The sequence below is a fragment of the Cryobacterium sp. Hh38 genome (assembly GCF_004403235.1).
Taxonomy (GTDB): domain Bacteria; phylum Actinomycetota; class Actinomycetes; order Actinomycetales; family Microbacteriaceae; genus Cryobacterium; species Cryobacterium levicorallinum.
The window spans coordinates 45,839-67,879 of record NZ_SOHD01000046.1; the positions used below are offsets into that span (position 1 = coordinate 45,839).

At 65.1% G+C, this 22,041-nt stretch carries 17 protein-coding genes and 1 pseudogene; 9 read left to right on the plus strand and 9 right to left on the minus strand.

What is annotated here, in order from left to right; translation table 11 throughout:
- Positions 1-84: 84 nt before the first annotated feature.
- The 8 genes from E3T41_RS16580 to rsmI form a co-directional block, all read right to left on the minus strand.
- Complete coding sequence (locus E3T41_RS16580) at positions 85-981, minus strand: MetQ/NlpA family ABC transporter substrate-binding protein (RefSeq protein ID WP_241991225.1); 897 nt, start codon at positions 979-981, stop codon at positions 85-87.
- Between the two features lie 249 nt (positions 982-1,230).
- On the minus strand, positions 1,231-3,024 hold the full coding sequence (locus E3T41_RS16585; protein ID WP_134479422.1) for an ABC-F family ATP-binding cassette domain-containing protein: 1,794 nt from the start codon (positions 3,022-3,024) through the stop codon (positions 1,231-1,233).
- 41 nt (positions 3,025-3,065) lie between these two features.
- Entirely contained in the window at positions 3,066-3,998 is a 933-nt protein-coding gene (locus E3T41_RS16590) for a 4-(cytidine 5'-diphospho)-2-C-methyl-D-erythritol kinase (RefSeq protein WP_092451693.1), read from the minus strand.
- A 52-nt stretch (positions 3,999-4,050) separates the two neighbouring features.
- Positions 4,051-4,848, minus strand: coding sequence for a 16S rRNA (adenine(1518)-N(6)/adenine(1519)-N(6))-dimethyltransferase RsmA (rsmA, locus tag E3T41_RS16595; RefSeq protein WP_233194940.1), 798 nt, complete (start codon positions 4,846-4,848; stop codon positions 4,051-4,053).
- Between the two features lie 101 nt (positions 4,849-4,949).
- Positions 4,950-5,954: a TatD family hydrolase gene (locus E3T41_RS16600; RefSeq protein ID WP_134479423.1), complete on the minus strand. Its 1,005-nt coding sequence runs from the start codon at positions 5,952-5,954 to the stop codon at positions 4,950-4,952.
- The gene (gene metG, locus E3T41_RS16605) at positions 5,947-7,518 is read right to left on the minus strand and encodes a methionine--tRNA ligase (RefSeq protein ID WP_092451596.1); all 1,572 of its coding nucleotides are present in this window, start codon (positions 7,516-7,518) and stop codon (positions 5,947-5,949) included. Before metG ends, E3T41_RS16600 begins: the two co-directional genes overlap by 8 nt.
- Before the next feature lie 39 nt (positions 7,519-7,557).
- Positions 7,558-8,565: an NADP-dependent oxidoreductase gene (locus tag E3T41_RS16610; RefSeq protein WP_104131667.1), complete on the minus strand. Its 1,008-nt coding sequence runs from the start codon at positions 8,563-8,565 to the stop codon at positions 7,558-7,560.
- A gap of 49 nt (positions 8,566-8,614) precedes the next feature.
- On the minus strand, positions 8,615-9,487 hold the full coding sequence (rsmI, locus tag E3T41_RS16615; RefSeq protein WP_104131668.1) for a 16S rRNA (cytidine(1402)-2'-O)-methyltransferase: 873 nt from the start codon (positions 9,485-9,487) through the stop codon (positions 8,615-8,617).
- On the opposite strand from rsmI, the gene E3T41_RS16620 reads away from it, so the two are divergent.
- The 9 genes and pseudogenes from E3T41_RS16620 (at position 9,486) to E3T41_RS16660 (ending at position 19,333) form a co-directional block, all read left to right on the plus strand.
- Entirely contained in the window at positions 9,486-11,120 is a 1,635-nt protein-coding gene (locus E3T41_RS16620; protein WP_241991220.1) for a dolichyl-phosphate-mannose--protein mannosyltransferase, read from the plus strand. The two genes, rsmI and E3T41_RS16620, sit on opposite strands and share 2 nt — an antisense overlap.
- 155 nt (positions 11,121-11,275) lie before the next feature.
- The gene (locus E3T41_RS16625; RefSeq protein WP_134479425.1) at positions 11,276-12,376 is read left to right on the plus strand and encodes an acyl-CoA desaturase; all 1,101 of its coding nucleotides are present in this window, start codon (positions 11,276-11,278) and stop codon (positions 12,374-12,376) included.
- Between the two features lie 262 nt (positions 12,377-12,638).
- Positions 12,639-13,250 (plus strand): WxL domain-containing protein, encoded by a 612-nt coding sequence (locus tag E3T41_RS16630; protein ID WP_134479426.1) that lies wholly within the window; start codon positions 12,639-12,641, stop codon positions 13,248-13,250.
- A 3-nt stretch (positions 13,251-13,253) separates the two neighbouring features.
- A complete protein-coding gene (locus tag E3T41_RS16635; protein ID WP_134479427.1) occupies positions 13,254-14,441 on the plus strand; it encodes an ice-binding family protein in 1,188 nt (395 codons plus the stop codon).
- A gap of 72 nt (positions 14,442-14,513) precedes the next feature.
- Positions 14,514-15,548 (plus strand): DUF916 domain-containing protein, encoded by a 1,035-nt coding sequence (locus tag E3T41_RS16640; RefSeq protein WP_241991221.1) that lies wholly within the window; start codon positions 14,514-14,516, stop codon positions 15,546-15,548.
- Positions 15,549-15,775: 227 nt separating this feature from the next.
- Positions 15,776-16,354 (plus strand): WxL domain-containing protein, encoded by a 579-nt coding sequence (locus E3T41_RS16645; RefSeq protein WP_092451584.1) that lies wholly within the window; start codon positions 15,776-15,778, stop codon positions 16,352-16,354.
- Between the two features lie 144 nt (positions 16,355-16,498).
- Positions 16,499-17,693: pseudogene (locus E3T41_RS16650) on the plus strand (L-serine ammonia-lyase, iron-sulfur-dependent, subunit alpha).
- Positions 17,694-17,839: 146 nt separating this feature from the next.
- Complete coding sequence (locus tag E3T41_RS16655) at positions 17,840-18,337, plus strand: LysM domain-containing protein (protein ID WP_134479428.1); 498 nt, start codon at positions 17,840-17,842, stop codon at positions 18,335-18,337.
- Between the two features lie 72 nt (positions 18,338-18,409).
- Positions 18,410-19,333: a sulfurtransferase gene (locus E3T41_RS16660; protein WP_134479429.1), complete on the plus strand. Its 924-nt coding sequence runs from the start codon at positions 18,410-18,412 to the stop codon at positions 19,331-19,333.
- Positions 19,334-19,482: 149 nt separating this feature from the next.
- Here E3T41_RS16660 and E3T41_RS16665 read toward each other — a convergent pair whose 3' ends face one another.
- The gene (locus E3T41_RS16665; RefSeq protein ID WP_134479430.1) at positions 19,483-21,981 is read right to left on the minus strand and encodes an RNA helicase; all 2,499 of its coding nucleotides are present in this window, start codon (positions 21,979-21,981) and stop codon (positions 19,483-19,485) included.
- Positions 21,982-22,041: the final 60 nt, after the last annotated feature.

The window sequence follows — 22,041 nt, forward strand, 5'->3', positions numbered from 1 at the left end:
GCTCATTTCATGCTCCGTGATACCCGACACAACAGCGCAGTCCAGGGCGCCTGCTCCCCCGGACTGCGCTGATGAAGCGGATGCTTACTTGGCGGCCTTGATATCGGCCTGAACCGTCGCGAGCGACTTGGCCAGGTCGGAGGCGGGGGTGGTCACCATTTCGGCGGTGTCGCCCGAGACGGCCAGCACGCCGTCCTGCACGTCCTGGGTGTTCTGGTAGATCTCGACGAGCTGCTGGAAGGTCGCGTTGTCCTTGTCTTCGTCCCGCGAGACGAAGATATTGACGTAGGGCAGCGCCTGCGGGTCGGTCGCGTCATCGGTGGCGATGGCGTCCTCGAACTTGAGTCCGCCCTTCTCGGCGAAGTCGTTGTTGATGACCGCGGCGGCGACGTCGGGCAGCGACGCGACGGTGAGCGAGGCGTCGAGGGCCGTGACCTTGACCTTGGAGGCCTCCTCGTCGATGTCGGACAGGCTCGAGAAGATGGATCCGCCGTCTTTCAGAACGATGAGACCGTTGGACTGCAGAATGACGAGCGCGCGTGCCTGATTGCTGTCGTCGTCGGGCACGGCGATGGTGTCGCCCTTCACGATGTCATCGACGTTGCTGTACTCGGTGGAGTACAGGCCCAGCGGGTAGATGGCCGTGGCGCCGATCGGAGCCAGGTTGTCGCCGCTCGCCTCGTTGTATTCGGCGAGGTAGACGATGTGCTGGAACTGGTTGAGGTCGACCTCTCCGGCGGCGAGGGCCGGGTTCACCTGCGGGTACTGCGCGAAGTCGACGATCTCGATCTCAATGCCCTCGGCCGCTGCGGCCTCGGTGTAGATCTCCCAGTACGGGTCGCTCGCTCCGACGACGCCGATTTTGATGGCATCACCGTCGGTACCGGTGGCCGGTCCTTCGGAGGCTCCGGCACAGCCGGCCAGCAGGGCGATGAGCGGTACGAGGGCGAGACCAGCGAGCAGGCTCTTCTTGTTCACGATTTTCTTCACGGTAATTCCTTCAGGCGCTGTGGGTTCGGTTTCGTATGGCAGGGCGCAGCACAGTGCATTTCGTCACGGTTCAACGAGACGCACTGACAGCTCGCGGGCACACAACAACGACCGGTCAAACCAGAAGGCTGCGCCCACGAGGAGCTGTGTACCGCGGCTGCGCAGGCACCCCTTAACGATACGTGCCGAAGCTGCGACGCGTGGCCTGCACCGACACACTGCGTCACAGCTTCTGCGAAACTAGCCCTCGATCAGCTCAGTAAGTTCGACCCAGCGGGTTTCCAGCGTGGCGATGGTCTCTTCGAGTTCGGTCAGCTTCACGCCGAGTTCGCCGAGACCGGCAAAATCGGACTGGTCGTGGGCGGCGAGCTTCTCGTGCTTCTGCGCAATACGCTCCTGCAACTTGACCACCTTGCGGTCGATGGAGCCGAGCTCCTTCTGGGCGTTGCGCAGTTCAGCGCCGCCCAGGCTGGGGATCTTTTTGGTCTTGCCAGCGGCATCCGTTGGAGAACCGGCTGCCGGGCCGGCGACCGCCCTGCGGCGTACCTCGAGGTACTGGTCGACGCCGCCGGGCAGGTGACGAAAGCCGCCGTCTATGACCGCGTACTGGTTGTCGGTGACGCGCTCGATGAGGTACCGGTCGTGCGACACGACGAGCAGGGTGCCGGGAAAGGAGTCGAGCAGGTCTTCCATGGCGGCGAGCATGTCGGTGTCGAGGTCGTTGGTGGGCTCGTCGAGGATGAGCACGTTCGGCTCGCTCAGCACGATGAGCAGCAGTTGCAGACGGCGCTTCTGGCCACCGGAGAGGTCCTTGACCTGGGTGGTGAGCTGTGCGCTCAAGAAGCCCATGCGTTCGAGCATCTGGCCAGGCGTGATCTCTTTGCCGCCGGCCATGTAGCTGGTTTTCTGGCGGCCGATGACGTCGCTGACCCGGTCGTTGCGAATCTCGTCGAGTTCGAACAGCTGCTGGGTGAGCACGGCCACCTTGATGGTCTTGCCGCGCTTGACCGTTCCCGTCGTCGGCTGCAGGGTGCCGGCGACGAGGTTCAGCAGGGTGGACTTGCCTGCGCCGTTGACGCCCATGATGCCGGTGCGCTCCCCCGGCGCGATGCGCCAGGTGATGTCGTTCAGCACGGTCTTGTCGCCGAACTTCACGCCGATGTCGATGAGGTCGACGACGTCCTTGCCGAGGCGCTGCATCGCCATCGACTGCATCGTGACGGTGTCGCGGGGCGGCGGCTCATTCTCGATCAGCACGTTGGCGGCATCGATGCGGAACTTGGGCTTGGCGGTGCGGGCCGGGGCGCCGCGGCGCAGCCAGGCCAGTTCTTTCTTCATGAGGTTCTGGCGCTTGGATTCAACGACGGAACTCATGCGGTCGCGCTCGACGCGCTGCAGAATGTAGGCGGCGTAGCCACCCTCGAACGGCTCAATCAGGCGGTCGTGCACCTCCCAGGTGATATTGCAGACCTCGTCGAGGAACCACCGGTCGTGGGTGACGACCACGAGTCCGCCCGACTGGGCTGCCCAGCGGGTCTTGAGGTGACCGGCGAGCCAGGAAATGCCTTCCACGTCGAGGTGGTTGGTGGGCTCATCGAGGAAGATGCAGTCGTAATCGCCGATGAGCACGGCGGCGAGGGCAACGCGGCGGCGCTGGCCACCGGAGAGGTCGTCGACGAGGGCGTCCCAGGGGATGTCGCGCACGAGACCGCCGATGACGTCGCGCACCTTGGCGTCGCCAGCCCAGACGTGTTCTTCGATCCCGCCGACGATGGTGTGGCCGACGGTCTGGCCGCTGGCGAGGTCGTCGGACTGGTCGAGCATGCCGATCGTGACGCCGCGGCGACGGGTGACCCGGCCTTCGTCGGGTTCCATGCGGCCGGCGAGCAGACGCATCAGGGTGGACTTGCCGTCGCCGTTCTTGCCGACGACGCCGATGCGGTCGCCTTCGTTGAGGCCGGCGGTGACGCTGTCAAAGATGACGCGGGTGGGAAATTCGAGGTGCAGGGACTCAGCCCCGAGAAGATGTGCCATAGCCTCCAAGTTTACGGCACGCCGGGGCGTACGATTCCGGACTAGTCGTTGATCAGGCGGGCGCCGTGCACCGGGCCGGTGGCGCGCACGACGCGCAGGCGGGAGGCGGAGAGCGCGACCTGCAATTCGAGCGCGCTGTCGGCATCCGCTACCAGAAAGGCCACGGTCGGGCCGGAGCCGGAGAGGATACCGGCGAGGGCTCCGTTTTCTTCACCGAGCTGCAGCACCTTGGCGAGGCCGGGCGCGAGGTGCAGAGCGGGGGCCTGTAGGTCGTTGTGCAGCACGTCGGCGAGCATGTGCGGGTCGCCGGCCCGCAACGCCTGCAGCACGTTTGCGTCGACGGAGGGCTGGTGCTGGGCCGGAAAAATATCCTGGGCGTGGCGGTCGCGGTGCCGATCGAGTTCCTGATAAACACCGGGTGTCGACATACCGAAGTCGGCGAGGGCGAGCACCCACTGAAATTTGCCCTTGGCCAGCGCCGGGCTGAGCTGGTCGCCGCGGCCGGTGCCGATCGCGGTGCCGCCGGTGAAGGAGAACGGCACGTCGGCGCCGAGCTTGGCGGCGATCCCGAGCAGCTCGTCCTTGGTGGCGTTGGTGCCCCAGAGCGCGTCGCAGGCTAGAAGGGTGGCTGCGGCGTCCGCGGAGCCGCCGCCCATTCCACCGGCAATGGGTACGTTCTTTTCGATCTCGAGGTGCACGCCGCCGCGATAGCCCGCCTTGCGGGCCAGGGCCCGAGCGGCCTTGATGGCGAGGTTGGTGCCGCCGGTCGCGAGGCCGGAGGCGTCGATGCTGCCGCAGAATTCGACCGAGAAGTCGGTAGCGGGCGTGGCGCGCACTTCTTCGAACAGGGAAACGGCCTGATAGGCCGTCGCGAGGTCGTGGTAGCCGTCTTCCATGACGGCACCGACCTTGAGAAAGACGTTGATTTTGCCGGGAGCCCGCGCGTGCACAACGGGGCTGCCGGCGGTCGTCATCATGCTTTTAACTTAGCCCAGCCTGTCTACCCGCACGGACAGCACGCTCGTGCTAAGCCGGTATCCAGACCCGGGCGATGGCGAGAAAGTCGTGCACGGTCAGCTGTTCGCCGCGGGTGGTCGGGTCGATTCCGGCCTCCGACATGAGAGCGGATGCCGCCGACGAGTCCCCGAGAACGACCGACAGTGACTGGCGCAGCATCTTGCGGCGCTGTTGAAAAGCGGCGTCGACGAGCGCGAAGGTCTTCAGCCGCAGTTCCTCGGATTCCAGCGGGGTGGCGCGACGATCGAAGGCGATCAGGATCGAATCGACGTTGGGAACCGGCCAGAACACCTGGCGGCTGACCTTGCCGGCGGTGCGAAAATCGCCGTACCAGGCGGCTTTGACGCTTGGGCTGCCGTAGACCTTGTTGCCGGGAGGAGCCGCGAGACGCTCGCCGACCTCGGCCTGCACCATGACCACACCAGCGCGAATCGAATCGAAGTGCTCGAGCAGGTAGAGCAGCACCGGAACGGACACGTTGTAGGGCAGGTTGGCGACGAGCCGGGTCGGGTCGCCGGGCAGTTCGGTGATCTTGAGGGCGTCGGCGCGGATGACCGTGAGCGCAGCACCGGGCTGCATGAGATCGACCGTCAGCGGAAGCTGCTCGGCGAGGCGGTCGTCGATCTCCACGGCGACAACGGCCGCGCCGATTTCGAGCATGCCGAGGGTGAGTGAGCCGAGGCCCGGGCCGACCTCGACAACGGTGTCACCCGGCGCGACCCGGGCGACCTTGACGATGCGCCGCACGGTGTTGCCGTCGATGACGAAGTTCTGGCCGAGCTTCTTGGTGGGGTTGACTCCGAGCATCTCGGCGAGGTCGCGAATCTCGGCGGGGCCGAGGAGCGTCTTGGTGGGCTTGGCCGCGATGGCGGGGTCAGCGGGGACAGGCTCCGGGGAGTGGCGGCCGGTCATGCGAGGCCGCCGAGTGGGGCCTGATCGGGATTTTGCTCGTCGTTTGGGGCGGCGAAGGCAGCGGTGACGGGCTCGGCGTCCCAGCGTCCGTAGACCAGCTCGGTGTTGGCGGTGATTTGCGCGGAGAGCAGGGAGACATCCGTTTCGAGGTGGGCGGCCATGCCGCGCAGCGTGTTGGGCAGCAGGTACGGCGCATTGGGCCGGCCACGGTAGGGCAGCGGCGTAAGAAAGGGGGCATCCGTTTCGACCAGCAGCAGGTTGCGCGGGGCGGCGAACAGGGCTTCCCGCAGGTTGCCGGCGTTCTTGAACGTGACATTGCCGGCGAAGGACATATACCAGCCGTGCTCGGCGCACAGCCGAGCCATGTCGGCGTCGCCGGAGAAGCAGTGAAAGACCGTACGTTCGGGGGCGCCAACCCGAAGCAGAGTTTCGATCACGGCCTCGTGGGCGTCGCGGTCGTGAATTTGAAGTGCAAGGTTGTGCTCCTTGGCGATGCGGATATGCGCTTCGAAGGAGCGGAACTGGGCGGCGCGACCGTCGTGACCCGTACGAAAGAAGTCGAGGCCGGTCTCCCCGACCGCGACCACGCGCGGCTGGCCGGCGAGTTCGTTGATCACGGCGAGGGCGTCGTCGAGAGTTCCGGCTTCCTCGAGATCGGGTGCCTCGTTGGGATGGATCGCGACGGCGGCCAGCATGCGCGGCTCGATCCGGGCAGCAGCAGCCGACCAACGTGAGGTTTCGACGTCTCCGCCGACCTGGATCACACCACGCACGCCAACGCTCGAGGCGCGGTCGAGCTGTTCCCGATAGCTGAGCGGATGCTCCCCATCGGCGATTTCGAGATGGGTGTGGTTGTCGTAGACGGGAACCGTGAGTGGCTCCGGTAGCGGTGGGTAGCTCAGGTCGCGGCCCGCGGTATTGTCGCGGCGGCGAATGGCACTGCCGTAGCCGTCGATGCCGTCAGGACCAGGCCCGTCATTAGCCACCGCGTCATTAGGCATCGGCTGGCTCCACGATCGATTCGATGCGCGGGAACAGCGGTTCGAGCGGGCTGACCTGGGCGCCGCCGGTCCACTCCCAGGCCCGGTCGACGCGCTGGTCGGTGAGGGCGCCGTCGCCGCCGAGGGCGGTCCACAGCTTGGCGGTGGCAATGGGAATGACCGGAGAGAGCAGCACGGTGAGGGTGCCGAGGCCGCGCACGGCCGTGTGCAGCACGGTCTCCAGGCGCGCCCGGGTTTCCGGGTTCTTGGCCAGGGCCCACGGTTCCTGCAGGGTGATGTAGCCGTTGAGTTCGTCGACGAGTTCCCACACGCTGGTGAGGGCGTCGTGGATGGCGAGGGTCTCGATGGCTTGCGCCGCGGCATCCGTCACCCGCTGTTCGGTGGCAGCAATCGCGAGGTCATCGGCTGTGAGCTCGCCGGCGGCCGGCACAACGCCGACGCAGTAGCGCACGACCATGGCGATCACGCGGGAGGCGAGGTTGCCGAAGCCGTTGGCGAGTTCGGACTGGTAGCGGGCCGAGAGGTCTTCCCAGCTGAACGAACCGTCTTGGCCGAAGCTGATGGCACGCATGAAGTAGTAACGAAAGGCATCGGAGCCGAAAGTGTCGGTGATCTGGCTCGGGGCGATACCGGTGAGCTTGGACTTGCTCATCTTCTCGCCGCCGACCAGCAGCCAGCCGTGGCCGAAGACCTGCTTGGGTACCTCGATACCGGCGGCCATGAGCATGGCCGGCCAGATGACGGCGTGAAAACGCAGAATATCCTTGCCGACGATGTGGGTCGCGGGCCAGCGGCTCGCGAATTCCTCGTCGTTCTGGCCGTAGCCGGCCGCGGTGATGTAGTTGAGCAGCGCGTCGAACCAGACGTAGACGACGTGCGATTCGTCCCACGGCACTTTGATGCCCCAGTCGAAGCTCGAGCGGGAGATCGACAGGTCACTCAGGCCGCGCTTGACGAAGGACATGACCTCGTTGCGGGCCGCTTCCGGCTGCACGAAGTCAGGGTTTTCTTCGTAGAGCGCGAGCAGACGGTCGGCGAAGGCGCTCATCTTGAAGAAGTAGTTCTTCTCGTGCAGCAGTTCGACCGGCTTGGAGTGGATCGCGCAGACCGGTTGGCCGGCGTATTCGCCGGTGCCGTCGACGAGGTCGGTGGTCTGCTTGTATTCCTCGCAGCCGACGCAGTAGTAGCCCTCATACTCGCCGGTGTAGATGTGGCCCTCGTCGTGCAGGTGCTGCAGAAACTTCTGCGCGTTCACCTCGTGGCGTTCGTCGGTGGTGCGGATGAAGTCGTCGTTGGCAATATTGACGGTCTCCAGCAGCGGCTTCCACGCGGTCTCGACCAGCCGGTCGGCCCATTCCTTCGGCGTGACGCCGTTGGCGGTGGCGGTGCGCAGAATCTTCTGGCCGTGTTCGTCGGTGCCGGTGAGCAGCCAGGCGTCATCGCCCGACTGCCGGTGCCAGCGCGCGAGCACATCGGCGGCGACCTCGGTGTAGGCGTGCCCGATGTGCGGCACATCATTCACGTAGAAAATGGGCGTGGTGATGTAAAAAGAGCCTGCGGACATGCGTTCATCTTATGCGCAGCGTGCGGACCTGACGTTTTGTTACTCGCTGTGGGAGCTCTCCGCCGCTGGGCCGGCGGCTGCCAGGTGGTGTCGGTGGCCGAAGACCGGCGGGAGCGCCTCGTGGATGGGCGGAACCGGCGGGCGGTTCGGGACATCCTTCGTTACCTCGCTCTCGCGCACGTCGATGCCACGTACCTTCTGGTGCGCATACTCGACTGGCATCATGCACAGCACGATCTTGCCGTGGGCATGCCCAGCTTCCAGCTCCCGATAGGCGTCCCGCACCCGTTCGAATGGGTAAATGGCGGCAACCGGAATCACGATCTGATGGTCGGCGATCAGGCGCGCAATCTTCTCAAGCACGACGGTGTCGGTCGAGTCAACATTCATCAGTCCGTTGTCGCCCAGGCGATTCAGCTCGGTATCAACACCATCGGGCGCAATCCGCCGCAACCGCTCGTCGAATCCTGGACCGTATTCCACCGGTATCACGCCGATTTGGCGCAGGTAGTCAAAACTGTTCGGGCTGGCGGTGCCGATAACTCGGGCTCCGCGTCGTTTGGCCAACTGTGCCGCGATCACGCCGACACCACCGTGTGCGGCGTGCACGAGCACCGTGCGACCCGGGCCGGGGCTCGCGCCGGAGACCGCCTGCCACGCGGTCGCTGCAGCAACGTAAAGGCTGCCGGCGATCTCCCACGGCAACCGCTCGGGCTTGTGAATGATGTTCCCTACCGGGACTGTGACAAAATTCGCCTGGGAACCGCGCACCGTGTGACCGAGCACCGCGTCGCCGATTTTCCACCCGGTGACGCCCGCTCCGGCGCCCGCGATAAAGCCGGCGAAGTCGCTGCCCTGTCCTGCCGGGAAGTGCGCAGGCCACTCGTTGTCGAGTCGCCCTTCCCGAATACTGGATTCGCCAGGGTTCAGGCCTGCCGCCATGACCTCAACGACCACCTCACCGACACCAGGAACCGGCGCGGTCATCTCGACCAGATCGAGAACTTCCGGCCCCCCATAGCGGGAGAATTGCACCGAGCGCCACACGAGAACCTCCCGAGGTTGGTCGCGACCGTGCGACTCACACTTATCGAACCTAACGCTGAAGAGGACTCGGGTATTCCGGTTTTTTTACGGCAGGTTTTCCCGGGCCGGCCTTGGCCTGCAGCGCGTGCTCGTACAGTTCACGCTTGCCAAGTCCGCTGGCCGCGGACACGTCGGCCGCAGCTTCTTTCAAGCGGATGCCGCCAGCCACCAAATCCAGCACCTCGGCCACGCCCATGGCCAGGTCCAGCACCCGCACTTCCGCACCGGCAACGACGACACAGATCTCGCCACGCACCCCCGCTGCCGCCCAATCGGCCAGTTCGCTTGCCGTGCCGCGCTTGACCTCCTCAAAAAATTTGGTCAGCTCGCGACAGACCACGACGCGGCGGTCAGGGCCGAGCGTTGCGGCGAGGTCGAGCAGCGAGTCCGCCAGGCGATTGGGCGATTCGAAGAAGACCATAGTGCGGCGTTCAGCGCTGAGATCGCGCAGCAGTTTGACCCGCTCGCCGTGTTTGCGCGGCAGGAACCCCTCGAACGTGAACCGGTCGGTCGGCAGCCCGGACACGGCGAGGGCGGTCAGCACGGCGGACGGGCCGGGCAGGGCGGTGACCTGCACGCCGGCGGCGACCGCGGCATCCACTAAATGAAAGCCGGGATCAGAGACGGTGGGCATGCCGGCGTCGCTGAGTACGAGAATGTCCGTGTCGCGAGCCAGTTCGACCAGTTCGGCGGCCTTGCCGCGTTCGTTGTGATCGTGCAGGGCAATGAGTCTGGGCCGATTCTCGATGCCGAGGGCCTTGAGCAGGTGAACGGTGACGCGGGTGTCTTCGGCCGCCACGATGGTGATGGTGCTCAGGGTCTCGATCAGGCGCCGGGAGGCGTCGCCGAGGTTTCCGATCGGGGTGGCAGCAAGAATGATCATGCTGCAATTCTCGCAGCACCAGCCGAGCATCCGTTCTTCGGTCCCTCTGTACGATGGTCACGTGCTCGCTACTAGTCGATGGGTTCGCTGGGGCGCTCCCCTCGCAGTGGTCCTCCTGGCCGCGGTGCTACGGCTGTGGAACCTCGGTGTGCCGCACGCGCTCGTCTTCGACGAGACGTTCTATGTCAAGGACGCCTGGAGCCTGTTCAATAACGGCTACGAGTCCACCTGGCCGGCAGACGCCAACGTTCAGTTCGAGGCGGGCCACACCGACATATTCACAACCGACCCGTCCTTTGTCGTGCATCCACCGCTCGGAAAATGGCTCATCGGGCTCGGCATGAATTTGCTCGGCCCCGGCAACCCGTGGGGCTGGCGGCTGGCGACGGTCGTGGTGGGGGTGCTCGCGGTCGTGCTCATCATGCTCGTGGCGCAGAAGCTGTTTCAGTCCCGCTTGCTCGCCCTGATCACCGGTTTTCTGCTCGCGATCGACGGTCACGCCATCGTCATGAGCCGCGTGGCGCTGCTCGACAACTTCGTGATGTTCTTCGCCTTGCTCGGTTTCGGGGCAATCTTGCTGGACCGCGAGTGGCACGCGACTCGACTGGCCAGCCGACTGGCCGGGCTCCGCGAGCAGGGCTGGGGTCCGGCGCTGTGGTGGCGGCCCTGGCTGCTCGCCGCCGGCCTCGCCTTCGGTCTGGCCAGCTCGGTGAAATGGTCCGGCGTCTATTTTCTCGCCGCGTTCGGCATCTACCTCGTCGTCGTGGATGCGCTGGCCCGGCGCCGTAATGGCGTGTCATTCTGGCTCAGCGCCGCCATCCTCAAACAGGCCCCGGTCACGTTTCTGCTGCTGGTTCCGATTGCCGTCATGACGTTCCTGGTTTCCTGGACCGGGTGGTTTGTCACGCGCGGTGGGTACTACCGCCAATGGGCCGATTCGACCGGGGCCGACGGGGCAGGGGCCGCCTGGACCGGTCCGCTCGCCTGGGTTCCGCATACCCTGCAGAGCTTCTGGCACTACCAGGCGGCTGCGTACACCTATCACGTGGGGCTCGCGACACCGCATCCGTACCAGGCAAACCCGTTGATCTGGCTGTTCATGACCCGACCGACCAGCATGTACTACCGCGGTTCCAGCTCGGGTGAACCCGGCTGCCAGCTGCAGAGCTGCTCTGAGGCCATCACATCGGTCGGTAACCCCCTCATCTGGTGGGCGGCGACGGCAGCGCTGTTCTACCTCGTCTACCGGCTGGCTCGGTATCGGGAATGGCGGGTCGGTTTCATATTGATGGGCATGGTCGCCGGCTACCTACCGTGGTTGATGTATCTCAACCGCACGGTTTTTCAGTTTTATACGATCGCCTTCGAACCGTACCTGCTGCTCGGACTCACCTTCGTCATTGGCCTGGTACTGAAGCAAATTCCCGACCAGGCGCAGCCCAAACGCAAGCATTCAGCACATTCGCAGGTACCGGAATACGACCCCCAACCGCAGCCTGGGGCTCTTCGGGCGGTCATCGTCGGACTCGGCGTCGCCCTGCTGCTCACGGCGTTTTTCTTACCGGTATGGACCGGAATGCAGACATCATTCTCGTTTTGGCAACTGCATATATGGATGCCAAGTTGGCGATAGAACGGTCGAATACATTCCATTTTTGGCATATAATGACTGGGAATGCTGTGTGAATGAGGCACGAATCGCGGTCGGACGACCGTAGACTGACGACTATCTGCACGACGAGTAATCGCTCACGTCCCGACTGAGAAGTCCCGATCCACTAAGGCCTCATGTCGGAAGCACTAGCCGCACCCTCGGTCCGCATCATCAGGACCCGCCCGGGTGGAGACACCAAGAACCCCACAACCGAATACTCCGCACTCCTGCACACCGTGCGCAATCTGGGCCTGCTCGGCCGTCGCACCGGTTTCTACTGGATGGTGTTCTCCATCCTCGTCGTCGCTACGGGCGGCGCTATTGCCGGTTTCGTTCTGCTCGGTGACACCTGGTATCAGCTGATCATCGCCGCAGCCCTCGGCCTCATCTTCACCCAGTTCGCTTTCTTGGCGCACGAAGCTTCACACCGTGCCGTGTTCACCTCCGGCAAAGCCAACGACCGAGCCGGTCGCATCCTGGCCAACCTGTTCGTCGGCATCAGCTACGCCTGGTGGATGACCAAGCACAGCCGGCACCACGCCAACCCGAACGTCATCGGCAAGGACCCCGACATCGAGCCCGACTTCATCGTGTTCCGCGAGGAAGACGCCAAGAAGGTCAGCCGCCTCGGCGCACTCGTCACCCGCAAGCAGGGCTACTTCTTCTTTCCGCTATTGATGTTCGAAGGCATCAACCTGCACATTCAGGGCTTCAAGACGGTCTTCGGCAAGCACAAGGTCGACCAGCGCTGGATCGAGATCACGATGCTCGTCACCCGCATCACGCTCTACCTCGCCGTCATCTTCTTCTTTCTGCCGCTCGGCATGGCCTTCGCCTTCGTCGGCGTGCAGATGGCCGTGTTCGGCGTCTACATGGGTGCATCCTTTGCCCCCAACCACAAGGGGATGCCGCAGCTTCCGGCCGAAAGCAAGGTCGACTTTCTGCGCCGCCAGGTGCTGACCAGCCGCAATATTCGCGGTGGCACCTTCATCGACACCTATATGGGCGGGCTCAATTACCAGATTGAGCACCACCTGTTTCCGAACATGGCCCGACCGCACCTGCGCAAGGCGCAGGAAATCGCCAAGGAATACTGCCAGTCGCACGGCGTGAAGTACACCGAGACCGGCGTCTTCGAAAGCTACGGCATCGTCATCGCTTACCTCAACAAGGTCGGCCTGGCCGCTCGTGACCCGTTCGACTGCCCGATGACCGCACGGTTCCGCACGCACTAGTTCCACAGCACCGAGTACCTGAAGGCCGTCCCTCCGGAGGCGGCCTTCGTGCATCGCAGCTGGACCATTTCTGAGAATGTGTCAAATGGGTATTGTTCGGTGTTATAGTCATTACTCAATACGACTTTTTGTTTCTCTCTGAGCGTTTTTCGCGGCAACGACAGGCTCTCAGTTCGCACGACCAGCGAGCTGAGCCTTCAGGGTCTCTGAACCGGCACACCACGACTCTATTCCCGCCCCTTTCTCGCTCAGGAGACGTCCATTGCACACACGCACTACGTGGATTGGCACCGGTACGCTGACCAGCCTGCTGGTTGGAGGCTGCCTCGTCGGCGCGTCATTCCTGGGCACGCCGCCGGCCTCGGCCGAGTCCGCCGATACCGCGGAGTTCACGATCACCTCAGGTGGGCTCCAATCCACGGTGTCGGCGCCGAGCAATATGTCGTCCGTCGTGCTGCGTAGCGGCGAGCAGCGCTCAACCGGAACCGCCCTGGCCTGGACCATCATTGATGCTCGCGGGTCGGGAGCCGGCTGGACTTTGTCGGCATCCGCCTCAGACTTCACGAGCGCCCCCGGAACTTCGGCGGACGAACTGGTTCCGCGCACGATCAGCGTTGCGAATCTCGTCATCACACCCGGCACCGTGGTCGCCACCGGCGGTGCTGACACCGCCCCCGAGACGTCCGCCCTCACCATGTCCACCCTCGCCCAGGCGCTCGTCTGGGCGCCACCCGCCGCAACGGGAGCCAAGGGTTCCTTTGTGCTGTTGGCTCCATTGTTCGACCTGACCATTCCCGCCACTGCCTTTCGTTCCAACGTCGGCGTCGACGGCGTGCACCCGTACGCGTCGACCATCACCTTCACAATGGCGTAGCCCATGACCAGGCACGCGCCACGACTGCACGGCATTCTGGCCGTTATCGGCCTCGCCCTCGCCCTGATCGGAGGCCCCGCGCTGCCGGCGCAGGCTGCTCCGTCGCCGGCACCGCTCGATCTCGGAGCGGCACAGACTTACTCGGTACTCGGTGCATCGACGGTTACCAACACCGGCCACACGACCACGAGCGGCGACCTCGGCGTCAGCCCCGGCACGTCCGTCACGGGCATGTCGGCGGGCCAAGTGGGGGGCCTCATCTTGGTTGGCGCCGACGCCGGAGCGGCCCACGCCGACCTGGAAAGCGCCTATGCGGATGCCGTCGGCCGCGTCTCGCAGACCATTCTCTCCCCCGAAATCGGCGCGTCAACCCTCACGCCGGGGGTCTACCGCGCGAACAGCACCCTCGCCATCACCGGAAGCGTCACACTCGACGCCGGCAATGATCCCAACGCCGTCTTCATCTTCCAGATCGGCTCGACCCTCACGACGGCGTCCGGCAGCTCGGTGCGCCTGGTCAACGGAGCGCAGGCGGCCAACGTGTTCTGGCAGGTCGGCAGCTCCGCGACCATGGGTACCTACTCGACATTCGCCGGCACGATCCTCGCCCTGGTGTCGATCACCGTCACGACCGGCACGACGTTCGACGGTCGCGCCCTCGCCGTGACCGCAGCGGTCACTCTCGATTCGAACATCTTTACGCTCACGCCCCTGCGACTGGGCACCCTGACCGCCTCGACCGGCGGCGCGGCACTGTCAGCGGTCGTCTTGAACGGCACGAGCACACAGTATGCCACCGGCTCCGGCCCGCAGTGGTTGATCGTCGACGATCGGGGTACCGGAGCCCCGTGGACGCTCACGGTGACCGCTACGGCGGCGACGAGTGCACCGGGCAGCACGGAATTGATCGCCCGCACCCTGCCCATCGACAGCCTGGTGATCGATCCCGGGCCGATCACGGCGGGCCCGAACGGCTCCAACCCAGCGCGCATCGTGGGCAGGCCCCTCACCATGTCGGGTACGCCGCAGGTGCTGCTCTCGACCGTCGGATCCAACCCGGGCACCTACCTGTTGACCCCGTCCTTCAGCCTGGCTGTTCCGCCGAACGCCTTTCGGTCCAACTTTTCCGGCGAGATCAACGCCTCCCCGGTGAACCCGTACGTCACGACCCTCACCTTCACCATCAGCTAAAATACGACCCACTTCACATATCAGTGGCCCCCACGCGGGGGCCACTCCGCTTCCTCGGCAAAGGTTCACCCCATGCTTCCCACGTTTGGACGTCTCCCCCGTACCCGTCGGACCGAGCGAACGGCCCGGCCCCGTACCATCCTGGTCGTGCTGCTGGCCGCCGCCCTGCTTGCGCCGGTTGGTCTGGCCCTGGCCCTGGCCATGCCGCAGTCTGCTCAGGCTATCGATGACGGAACCCTGGGCATCCGTCCTCAGCTTGAGTCGGATTTCTTTCACATTGTTCTCGCACCCGGCGCGGCCATCGATGCGACCGCGATCGTTAGTAACTACACGGATGCCGCGGTGACGTTACTCAACTATGCCGTCGACGGTCAAAGCACCCCCCAGGGCGCCTTCGCCCTCGCTGCGCAGGCCGACACGAGAGCGGGGGTGGGCGCCTGGGTCGCCCTCGACGCTAAGGAAATCACCGTTCCCGCCAATTCCGATCTCGCCGTACCATTCCGACTGACCGTTCCGGTCGGCACGACCCCCGGCGACTACGCCGGCGGACTGATCATTCAAAGTCCGCCGGTGCAGGGCGAAACAACCACGGGCAACGGTGACGCAGCGCTGCGGCTCGACGTGATCCAGCGTCAGGGGGTGCGCATCTACCTCACCGTCGACGGAACGGCCTCGGCGACCTTGGCTCACGGAGACCTGAGCTGGGAACGCTCGGGTGATTCGATCACCTTTGCGCTGCCCATCACGAATACCGGCAACACGATTCTCTTCCCGGTCACGGAGCTGTCGATTGACAGCGCCATCGGGGTGAACGACTCGCTCAGCTTCAACACCCCCGAAAGCATCCTGCCCGGGGCGACGCTAACGCTGCGAGCCGTGCTCACCGAGCTGCCGCTCATCCAAGCTGGCACCGCGCGCGCCACTCTGCAGAGCGATGCCGGCGCCGAAACGGTCAGCACCAGCCTCGTCTATCTGCCGTGGTGGATCATCGCCGTCGCCGTGCTTGTCCCGCTGTTCCTGGCCTTCGCCAGCTGGCGCACCACGCGGTTCATCCGACGCGCCCGGCAGGCCATCGCCCAGGTCGCCCGGGCCGAACAGGGCGCGTAGCCGTACCCTGCGCGAACCCTGCGCCAACCCTGATCGAGTCCTGCGCCACCGAGCCCCATTTCGGGGTTTGCCCGTGTAAAGATTGGTTATCGCCACCGGAGCTTGTTCTCACAACTGACAAGTTCGGCTCATCCCCTGCGACCAGTTGTCCCTTCTTCTTCGCCAGCCCGCACCGTGTGGCCGCGTTTTTTGGCGCGCCCGCACCCGCATCATCCAGAGGACACACCATGCACGCTCTTATCAAAGGCATCGTCATCACCACTACCACCGGCGTGCTGCTCGGTCTGGCCCTCTCCCCCGCTTACGCCGCCGACACCGACACCGTTGACGCCACCGTCAGCGCCGGAACTCTGAGCTTCGCGGCCAGTGCGCCCGACTCGATGACCAGTGTCATGCTCGACGGCATCTCCAACAAGACCTCGACCGGCCAGGCCCCGCAGTGGAAGGTCGTCAACGCTCGCGGCACCGCCGCCCCCTGGACGCTCTCGGCCAGCGTGACCCCCTTCACCAGCGCCGCGGGATCCGTCGACACGGTTGAGCGCGAGCTGGCCGCCAACAACCTCGTGATCACCCCCGGATCCGTCACCGCGGGCACCGGCTCCGACGCCGCTCCGACTACGGCGCCGGTCACAATGTCCGGCACGGCTCAGGCCCTGGTCTCGTCTACCTCGGGCAAGGGCACCTTCACCTTGACCCCGGTGTTCGACCTGACCGTTCCGGCCAACGCCTTCCGCTCCAATTACGCCGGCGATGATGGCGTCACCGTCAACCCTTACATCGCGACCATCACCTTCACGATCGCGTAACGCTCAGTACGCCCCACCGAACTCTTGAGCCTCCCTTGTTGCCGCAAGGGTGGCTCGAGTATTTAAGCCGCACACGTTTCGGTGGCTGGCATCCGGCCTGCGACCCGAAGGGGCTTTCCCGGCCGAAAGACTTATCTTGGGAGTGTGACAGCGTCCGTCTCGGCTCTCGACCTCTTCTCCATCGGCATGGGTCCATCCAGTTCCCACACGGTGGGACCGATGCGTGCTGCGCGCGTGTTCGCCGAACACCTGGTCGCGACCGGCCGCTTGGCCGAGGTCACCCGCATCCGCTGTTCTCTCTTTGGCTCGCTCGGTTCCACCGGACTCGGCCACGGCACTCCCGACGCCGTCCTGGCCGGCCTCCGGGGGCTTCGACCCGAAACCTGCGATCCGAGTGACGTGCGCGCGGCCTGGTCCGGCCTCGACACCGGCGCGACCATCACGCTGCTCGGCGGGCACACGATCCCGATCCTCCAGAGTGATGTGCACTTCGAACCGCATACCCGGCTCCCCGGGCATCCGAACGCGCTGACCCTGTCCGCGTTTGGAGCCGATCCGTTTGGCACCGACGACTCGACGGCGCTGTTCGAGGAGACGTACTATTTCATCGGGGGCGGTTTTATTCGGCACGACGGCGACCAGATTCGCGTGGCCGCTCCTCAGCAGCCGCTCCCCTTCGAGTCCAGTGCCGAATTGCTCGCGCTGTGCGACGCGCACGAGCTCAGCATCTGCGAGGTCGCGCGCCGCAACGAAGAAGCCATCCATGGCAGCGCCGCATTCGATGCCGGACTCGACGCCATCTGGGACGCCATGCACGTCTGTGTCGAAGCCGGCCTGGTCGCCGAGGGCACGCTGCCGGGCGGACTCAAGGTCAAGCGTCGGGCCGCAGCGGTACGTATGCGCTTAGAGGAATATGACCGCCTGCCCGCACACGACCAGGACACCTCGACCAAGTGGCTGCACGCCTTCGCGCTCGCGGTCAACGAAGAGAATGCGGCCGGCGGCCGCGTGTCACCGCGCCGACCAACGGGGCGGCTGCCAGGTCGAGGTCGGAGCTGCGTGTGCCATGGCGTCCGGTGCGCTCTGTGCCGTGCTCGGCGGCACACCGCGCCAGGTCGAAAATACGGCCGAGATCGCGATGGAGCATCACCTTGGACTGACCTGATACCCGGTCGGCGGCCTGGTACAGGTACCTTGCATCGAACGCAACGCCATCGCCTCGTCCACGGCCGTATCGGCGGCCCGGCTGGCGCTCCACGGCGATGGGACACACCTGGTCTCCCTCGACACCGTGATCGAAACCATGCGCCAAACCGGACTCGACATGATGACGAAGTAAAAGGAAACCAGCGAGGATGGCCTCGCGGTCAACGTGATCGAGTGCTGATCTGATCCCCACATGGGGGTAGTACTGCCTGTCCGACCGGACCGGTCTCCCCCTAAGCTGGCTGAACGCGTGGCTCGGCCGGGCCGCACCGTCTTTCTTTGAAGGGTTCCACCATTCGCACCGTTTTCGCACGTCGTCCCCCGGGCATCGCCGTCGCTGCCCTCCTGCTCGTTGCGCTGGTCGGCTGCGCCGGTGAACCAGCACCCGCGGTGACGGTGACCATCACGCCGAGCATCGCACCGACGCCTTCGCCGACGCCCACCCCGACGCCCACTCCGACACCCACGGAGGAAGCGGCATTGATTCCCAACCCGGAAGTACCCGATCTCGTGCCGAACGCGGAACCCGTGCCGCTGCCCCAGGGGCCGGCCGTCGACCTCGGCAGCACACCCGGCGCGCGCGGCACCACGATGTCCGATGGTGCCGGCGCGCTGCTCACCTACACGGTCATCGAAGGTGACGCATTCTTCGATATTGCCCAGCGATTCAATATCCCGGTGCAGCTATTGCTCACCATGAATCCCTCCGTGCCCGGACTCGGCGAGAACATCTACATCAAACAGAAAATCAACCTCGATTGGACCACGACGCTGTAGCTGTGTGTCTCTGAACGACCTGAACCGACTCCGATTCCGGCCGGTGTCGGCGGCCACCGCTAGCCTTGAATTATGACTTCACCCGTGCCATCCTCGCTCGTCGTGTCCAGCCCCATTGTGTCCACGCAATGGCTGGCCGACCATCTCGGTTCCGACAATCTGGTCATTCTCGACGCCACCGTGTTTGCCCTGGCACCCGTCACCCCCGATGGGCCGCGTTACCTCAGTGGGCGCGAGGACTACCTCACCAAGGGACACATCCCCGGTGCCGTGTTCGCCGACCTGTTCGACGTTTTCTCCGACCCGACCGGCGAATTCGACTTCTCGCGGCCGAACGCCGAACTGTTTGAAGCGGCCGCAGCATCCGTCGGCATTGACAATGAGATCACGGTGGTCGTCTACGACGCCGTCGTCGGTCAATGGGCGGCGCGCATCTGGTGGCTGTTCCGATCCTTCGGCTACGACAATGTCGCCGTGCTCGACGGCGGCCTGACCAAGTGGCACGCCGAAACGCGCCCGTACGCCACCGGCGCCGTACGCCCGCGGGTCGCCGGCGGCACGCACCCAAGATTCTCCGGCGGCTTTGTGGCAACGCCGCGGCCCGAGCTGTGGGTCGACAAGAGCTTTGTCGAGTCGATCGTCGCCGGCCACGCGGATGCCGCCCTCGTTTGCTCCATACCGCCGGCGGAGTTCGCCGGTACGGCCGGAACCCGCCCGCGCGCCGGGCACATTCCGGGCAGCATCAGCCTGCCAGCCGCGAAGCTCGTCGACCCCGTCACGAACGCGTTCCTCCGTGGTGACGCGCTCAAAGCGACCCTCGCGCCCACCGTGACCTCAAGCGCTCACCTCGTGACCTACTGCGGCGGTGGGATCGCCGCGGCGGCCAGCGCTCTCGCGCTCATCCGCGCCGGCAACGAGCACGTCTCGATCTATGACGGGTCGCTCAACGAATGGACGGCCGACGCGGCCGCGCCGCTGAGCGCTCCCGGCGCGTAGCGGCGCAGCACGCCGACACCGCACGCGCACGCCCGATCTGGGTAGCCGCTATGCCCGTTACCGTAGCGGCTACCAGTCTCGGGCGTGGGCGCGGTCAAGACCCTGTGCGCGATTAAGGGCGCGGGCGCGGTTAAGGGCGCGGAGCCGCGCTACAGCCGGTTGACCCCGGTGACGCGCACGACGGCTTCGCCGAGCTCGTCAGAGTCGGCGAGGTTCACGCTCGCGCTGATTCCCCAGTCGTGGTCCCCGGCCGGGTCGTCGAGAATCTGGCGCACGATCCACTCTTCGGCGCCCTCCTCGATCATGAGCAGGTCGGAGCTGCGCGCGTTGCCGCCGGTGAGCAGCTCATTGTGCTCGGCGAAGTAGCCATCCATCGCCTCGGCCCAGACGTCACTGGAATAGCCGTGCTCGCGGTCCAGTTCGCCGAGCTGGTCGTAGTGCTCGAGTGCGGCCAACTGCACCCGGCGGAACAGTTCGTTCCGCACCAGAATGCGAAAGGCCCGCGTGTTGGTGGTGAGGCGGCGCGGCGGCGGCGGCAGAATCGCGTGCGATTCGGCGGCGTGCACGGCGAGATCGGGGTGCAGCAGTTCCTCCCACTCGTCGAGCAGGCTCGAGTCGACCTGGCGCACGAGCTCGCCGAGCCATTCGATCAGGTCGAGCAGGTCTTCGTTCTTAGCCTCGTCGGGAATGGTCTGTCGGGCCGCCCGGTAGGCGTCAGACAGGTAGCGCAGCACGACACCCTCGCTGCGGGCGAGCTTGTAGAACGCGATGAATTCCCCGAACGACATGGCCCGCTCATACATGTCGCGCACGACGGTCTTCGGTCGCAGCTCGAAGTCGGCGATCCATGGCTGGGAGGCCTTGTAGGTCTCGAAGGTGTAGTTCAGCAGCTCCTCGAGGGGCTTGGGGTAGGTGATCTCTTCGAGCAGCTCCATCCGCTCGTCGTATTCGATGCCTTCCCGCTTCATCGCATTCACAGCTTCACCGCGGGCGGCGAACTGCTGCCCCATGAGCACCGGCCGCGGGTCGTCCAGGGTAGATTCCAGAATCGAGATCATGTCGAGCGAGTAGGTGGGCGCTTCGGGGTCGAGCAGCTCGAACGCGGCCAGCGCGAACGGCGAGAGCGGCTGGTTGAGCGCAAAGTTGGCCTGCAGGTCGACGGTCAAACGGATGCTGCCGCTCGCGCTCTGCTCCACAATTCCGGCTTCGCGGAGGGTCTTGTAGATGCCCAGCGCGCGCCGGGCCAGCACCAGCTGTCGCCGCCACGGTTCGTGGTTGTCGAAGACCAGCGAGTACACGTGCGCGAAGGCGTCGCCGCCGCGCCCGATCACGTTGATCAGCATCGCCGCGGTCATCTGCATGCTCGACGACAGGGTCTCGGGTTCGGCGTCGACCAGTCGGCGAAAACTCGGTTCGCCCCAGGACACAAAGCCGTCGGGTGCCTTCTTGCGCACGATCTTGCGCTTCTTCTTCGGGTCGTCGCCGGCCTTTTCAATGGCCTTGAGGTTCTCGCTCTCGTGCTCCGGCGCCTGGATCACGACCGTGCCGGCGGTGTCGTAGCCGGCCCGCCCGGCCCGCCCGGCGATCTGATGGAACTCGCGCACGTTGACCTGGCGCATTTTCACACCGTCGTACTTGGTGAGCGCGGTGAACAGCACGGTGCGAATGGGCACGTTGATGCCGACGCCGAGGGTGTCGGTGCCGCAGATCACGCGCAGGTAGCCGCGCTGGGCGAGCTGCTCGACCAGCCGACGGTATTTGGGCAGCATGCCGGCGTGGTGCACGCCGATTCCCATGCGAATGAGCCGCGACAGGGTCTTGCCGAAACTCGTGGTGAACCGAAACTCGCCGATCAGTTCGGCGATCACATCACGCTGCTCGCGGGAGGCGACCTTGGCGCTCGCGAGGGCCTGGGCGCGTTCCAGGGCGGCCGCCTGAGAGAAATGCACGATATACACCGGGGCTTTGTCGGTGTGCAGCAGTTCTTCGACGGTTTCGTGCACGGGCGTCTGCTCGTAGTAGTAGCTGAGTGGGACCGGGCGTTCCACCCCGGTCACGACGGCCGTGTCCCGTCCGGTACGCCGGGACAGGTCGTCGCTGATGAACTTCACGTCACCGAGCGTGGCCGACATGAGAATGAATTGCACCCGCGGCAACAACAGCAGCGGCACCTGCCAGGCCCAGCCGCGCTCCGGGTCACCGTAGAAGTGAAATTCGTCCATCACGACGAGGTCGACTTCGGTGTCCTCACCGTTGCGCAGCGCGAGGTTGGCGAGGATCTCCGCCGTGCAACAGATGATCGGAGCGTCGGCGTTGACGCTCGAATCGCCGGTCATCATGCCGACGTTCTCCGCTCCAAAGGTCTCCACCAAGGAGAAGAACTTTTCGCTCACCAGGGCCTTGATCGGCGCGGTGTAGAAACTGCGCTTGCCGGCCGAGAGCGCGGCGAAGTGGGCCCCGACAGCCACGAGTGACTTGCCGGTTCCGGTCGGTGTGCTCAAAATGAGGTTGGCACCGGAGACGATTTCGATGACCGCTTCCTCCTGCGCCGGGTACAGGGTGAGGCCCTGCTCGGCCGCCCAGCTTTCGAACGCCTCGAAGAGAACATCGGGGTCGGTTTCGTTTTCGAGGCGTTCAAGCACAGACATAGTCCCTCAAGACTGCACTACCGCGCGCACAAGATGTGACGGATGTCTGACGAAACTGAT

What these genes read in the sequence shown, in the direction of transcription:
- E3T41_RS16600 (WP_134479423.1), bottom strand. Translation starts at nt 5,954, where the DNA reads ATGCCTAATGACGCGGTGGCTAATGACGGGCCTGGTCCTGACGGCATC.
- E3T41_RS16625 (WP_134479425.1), top strand. Translation starts at nt 11,276, where the DNA reads ATGTCGGAAGCACTAGCCGCACCCTCGGTCCGCATCATCAGGACCCGC.
- E3T41_RS16635 (WP_134479427.1), top strand. Translation starts at nt 13,254, where the DNA reads ATGACCAGGCACGCGCCACGACTGCACGGCATTCTGGCCGTTATCGGC.
- E3T41_RS16620 (WP_241991220.1), top strand. Translation starts at nt 9,486, where the DNA reads ATGCTGCAATTCTCGCAGCACCAGCCGAGCATCCGTTCTTCGGTCCCT.
- E3T41_RS16590 (WP_092451693.1), bottom strand. Translation starts at nt 3,998, where the DNA reads ATGACGACCGCCGGCAGCCCCGTTGTGCACGCGCGGGCTCCCGGCAAA.
- E3T41_RS16660 (WP_134479429.1), top strand. Translation starts at nt 18,410, where the DNA reads ATGACTTCACCCGTGCCATCCTCGCTCGTCGTGTCCAGCCCCATTGTG.
- metG (WP_092451596.1), bottom strand. Translation starts at nt 7,518, where the DNA reads ATGTCCGCAGGCTCTTTTTACATCACCACGCCCATTTTCTACGTGAAT.
- E3T41_RS16665 (WP_134479430.1), bottom strand. Translation starts at nt 21,981, where the DNA reads ATGTCTGTGCTTGAACGCCTCGAAAACGAAACCGACCCCGATGTTCTC.
- rsmI (WP_104131668.1), bottom strand. Translation starts at nt 9,487, where the DNA reads ATGATCATTCTTGCTGCCACCCCGATCGGAAACCTCGGCGACGCCTCC.
- E3T41_RS16585 (WP_134479422.1), bottom strand. Translation starts at nt 3,024, where the DNA reads ATGGCACATCTTCTCGGGGCTGAGTCCCTGCACCTCGAATTTCCCACC.
- E3T41_RS16645 (WP_092451584.1), top strand. Translation starts at nt 15,776, where the DNA reads ATGCACGCTCTTATCAAAGGCATCGTCATCACCACTACCACCGGCGTG.
- E3T41_RS16640 (WP_241991221.1), top strand. Translation starts at nt 14,514, where the DNA reads ATGCTTCCCACGTTTGGACGTCTCCCCCGTACCCGTCGGACCGAGCGA.
- rsmA (WP_233194940.1), bottom strand. Translation starts at nt 4,848, where the DNA reads ATGCTCGGAGTCAACCCCACCAAGAAGCTCGGCCAGAACTTCGTCATC.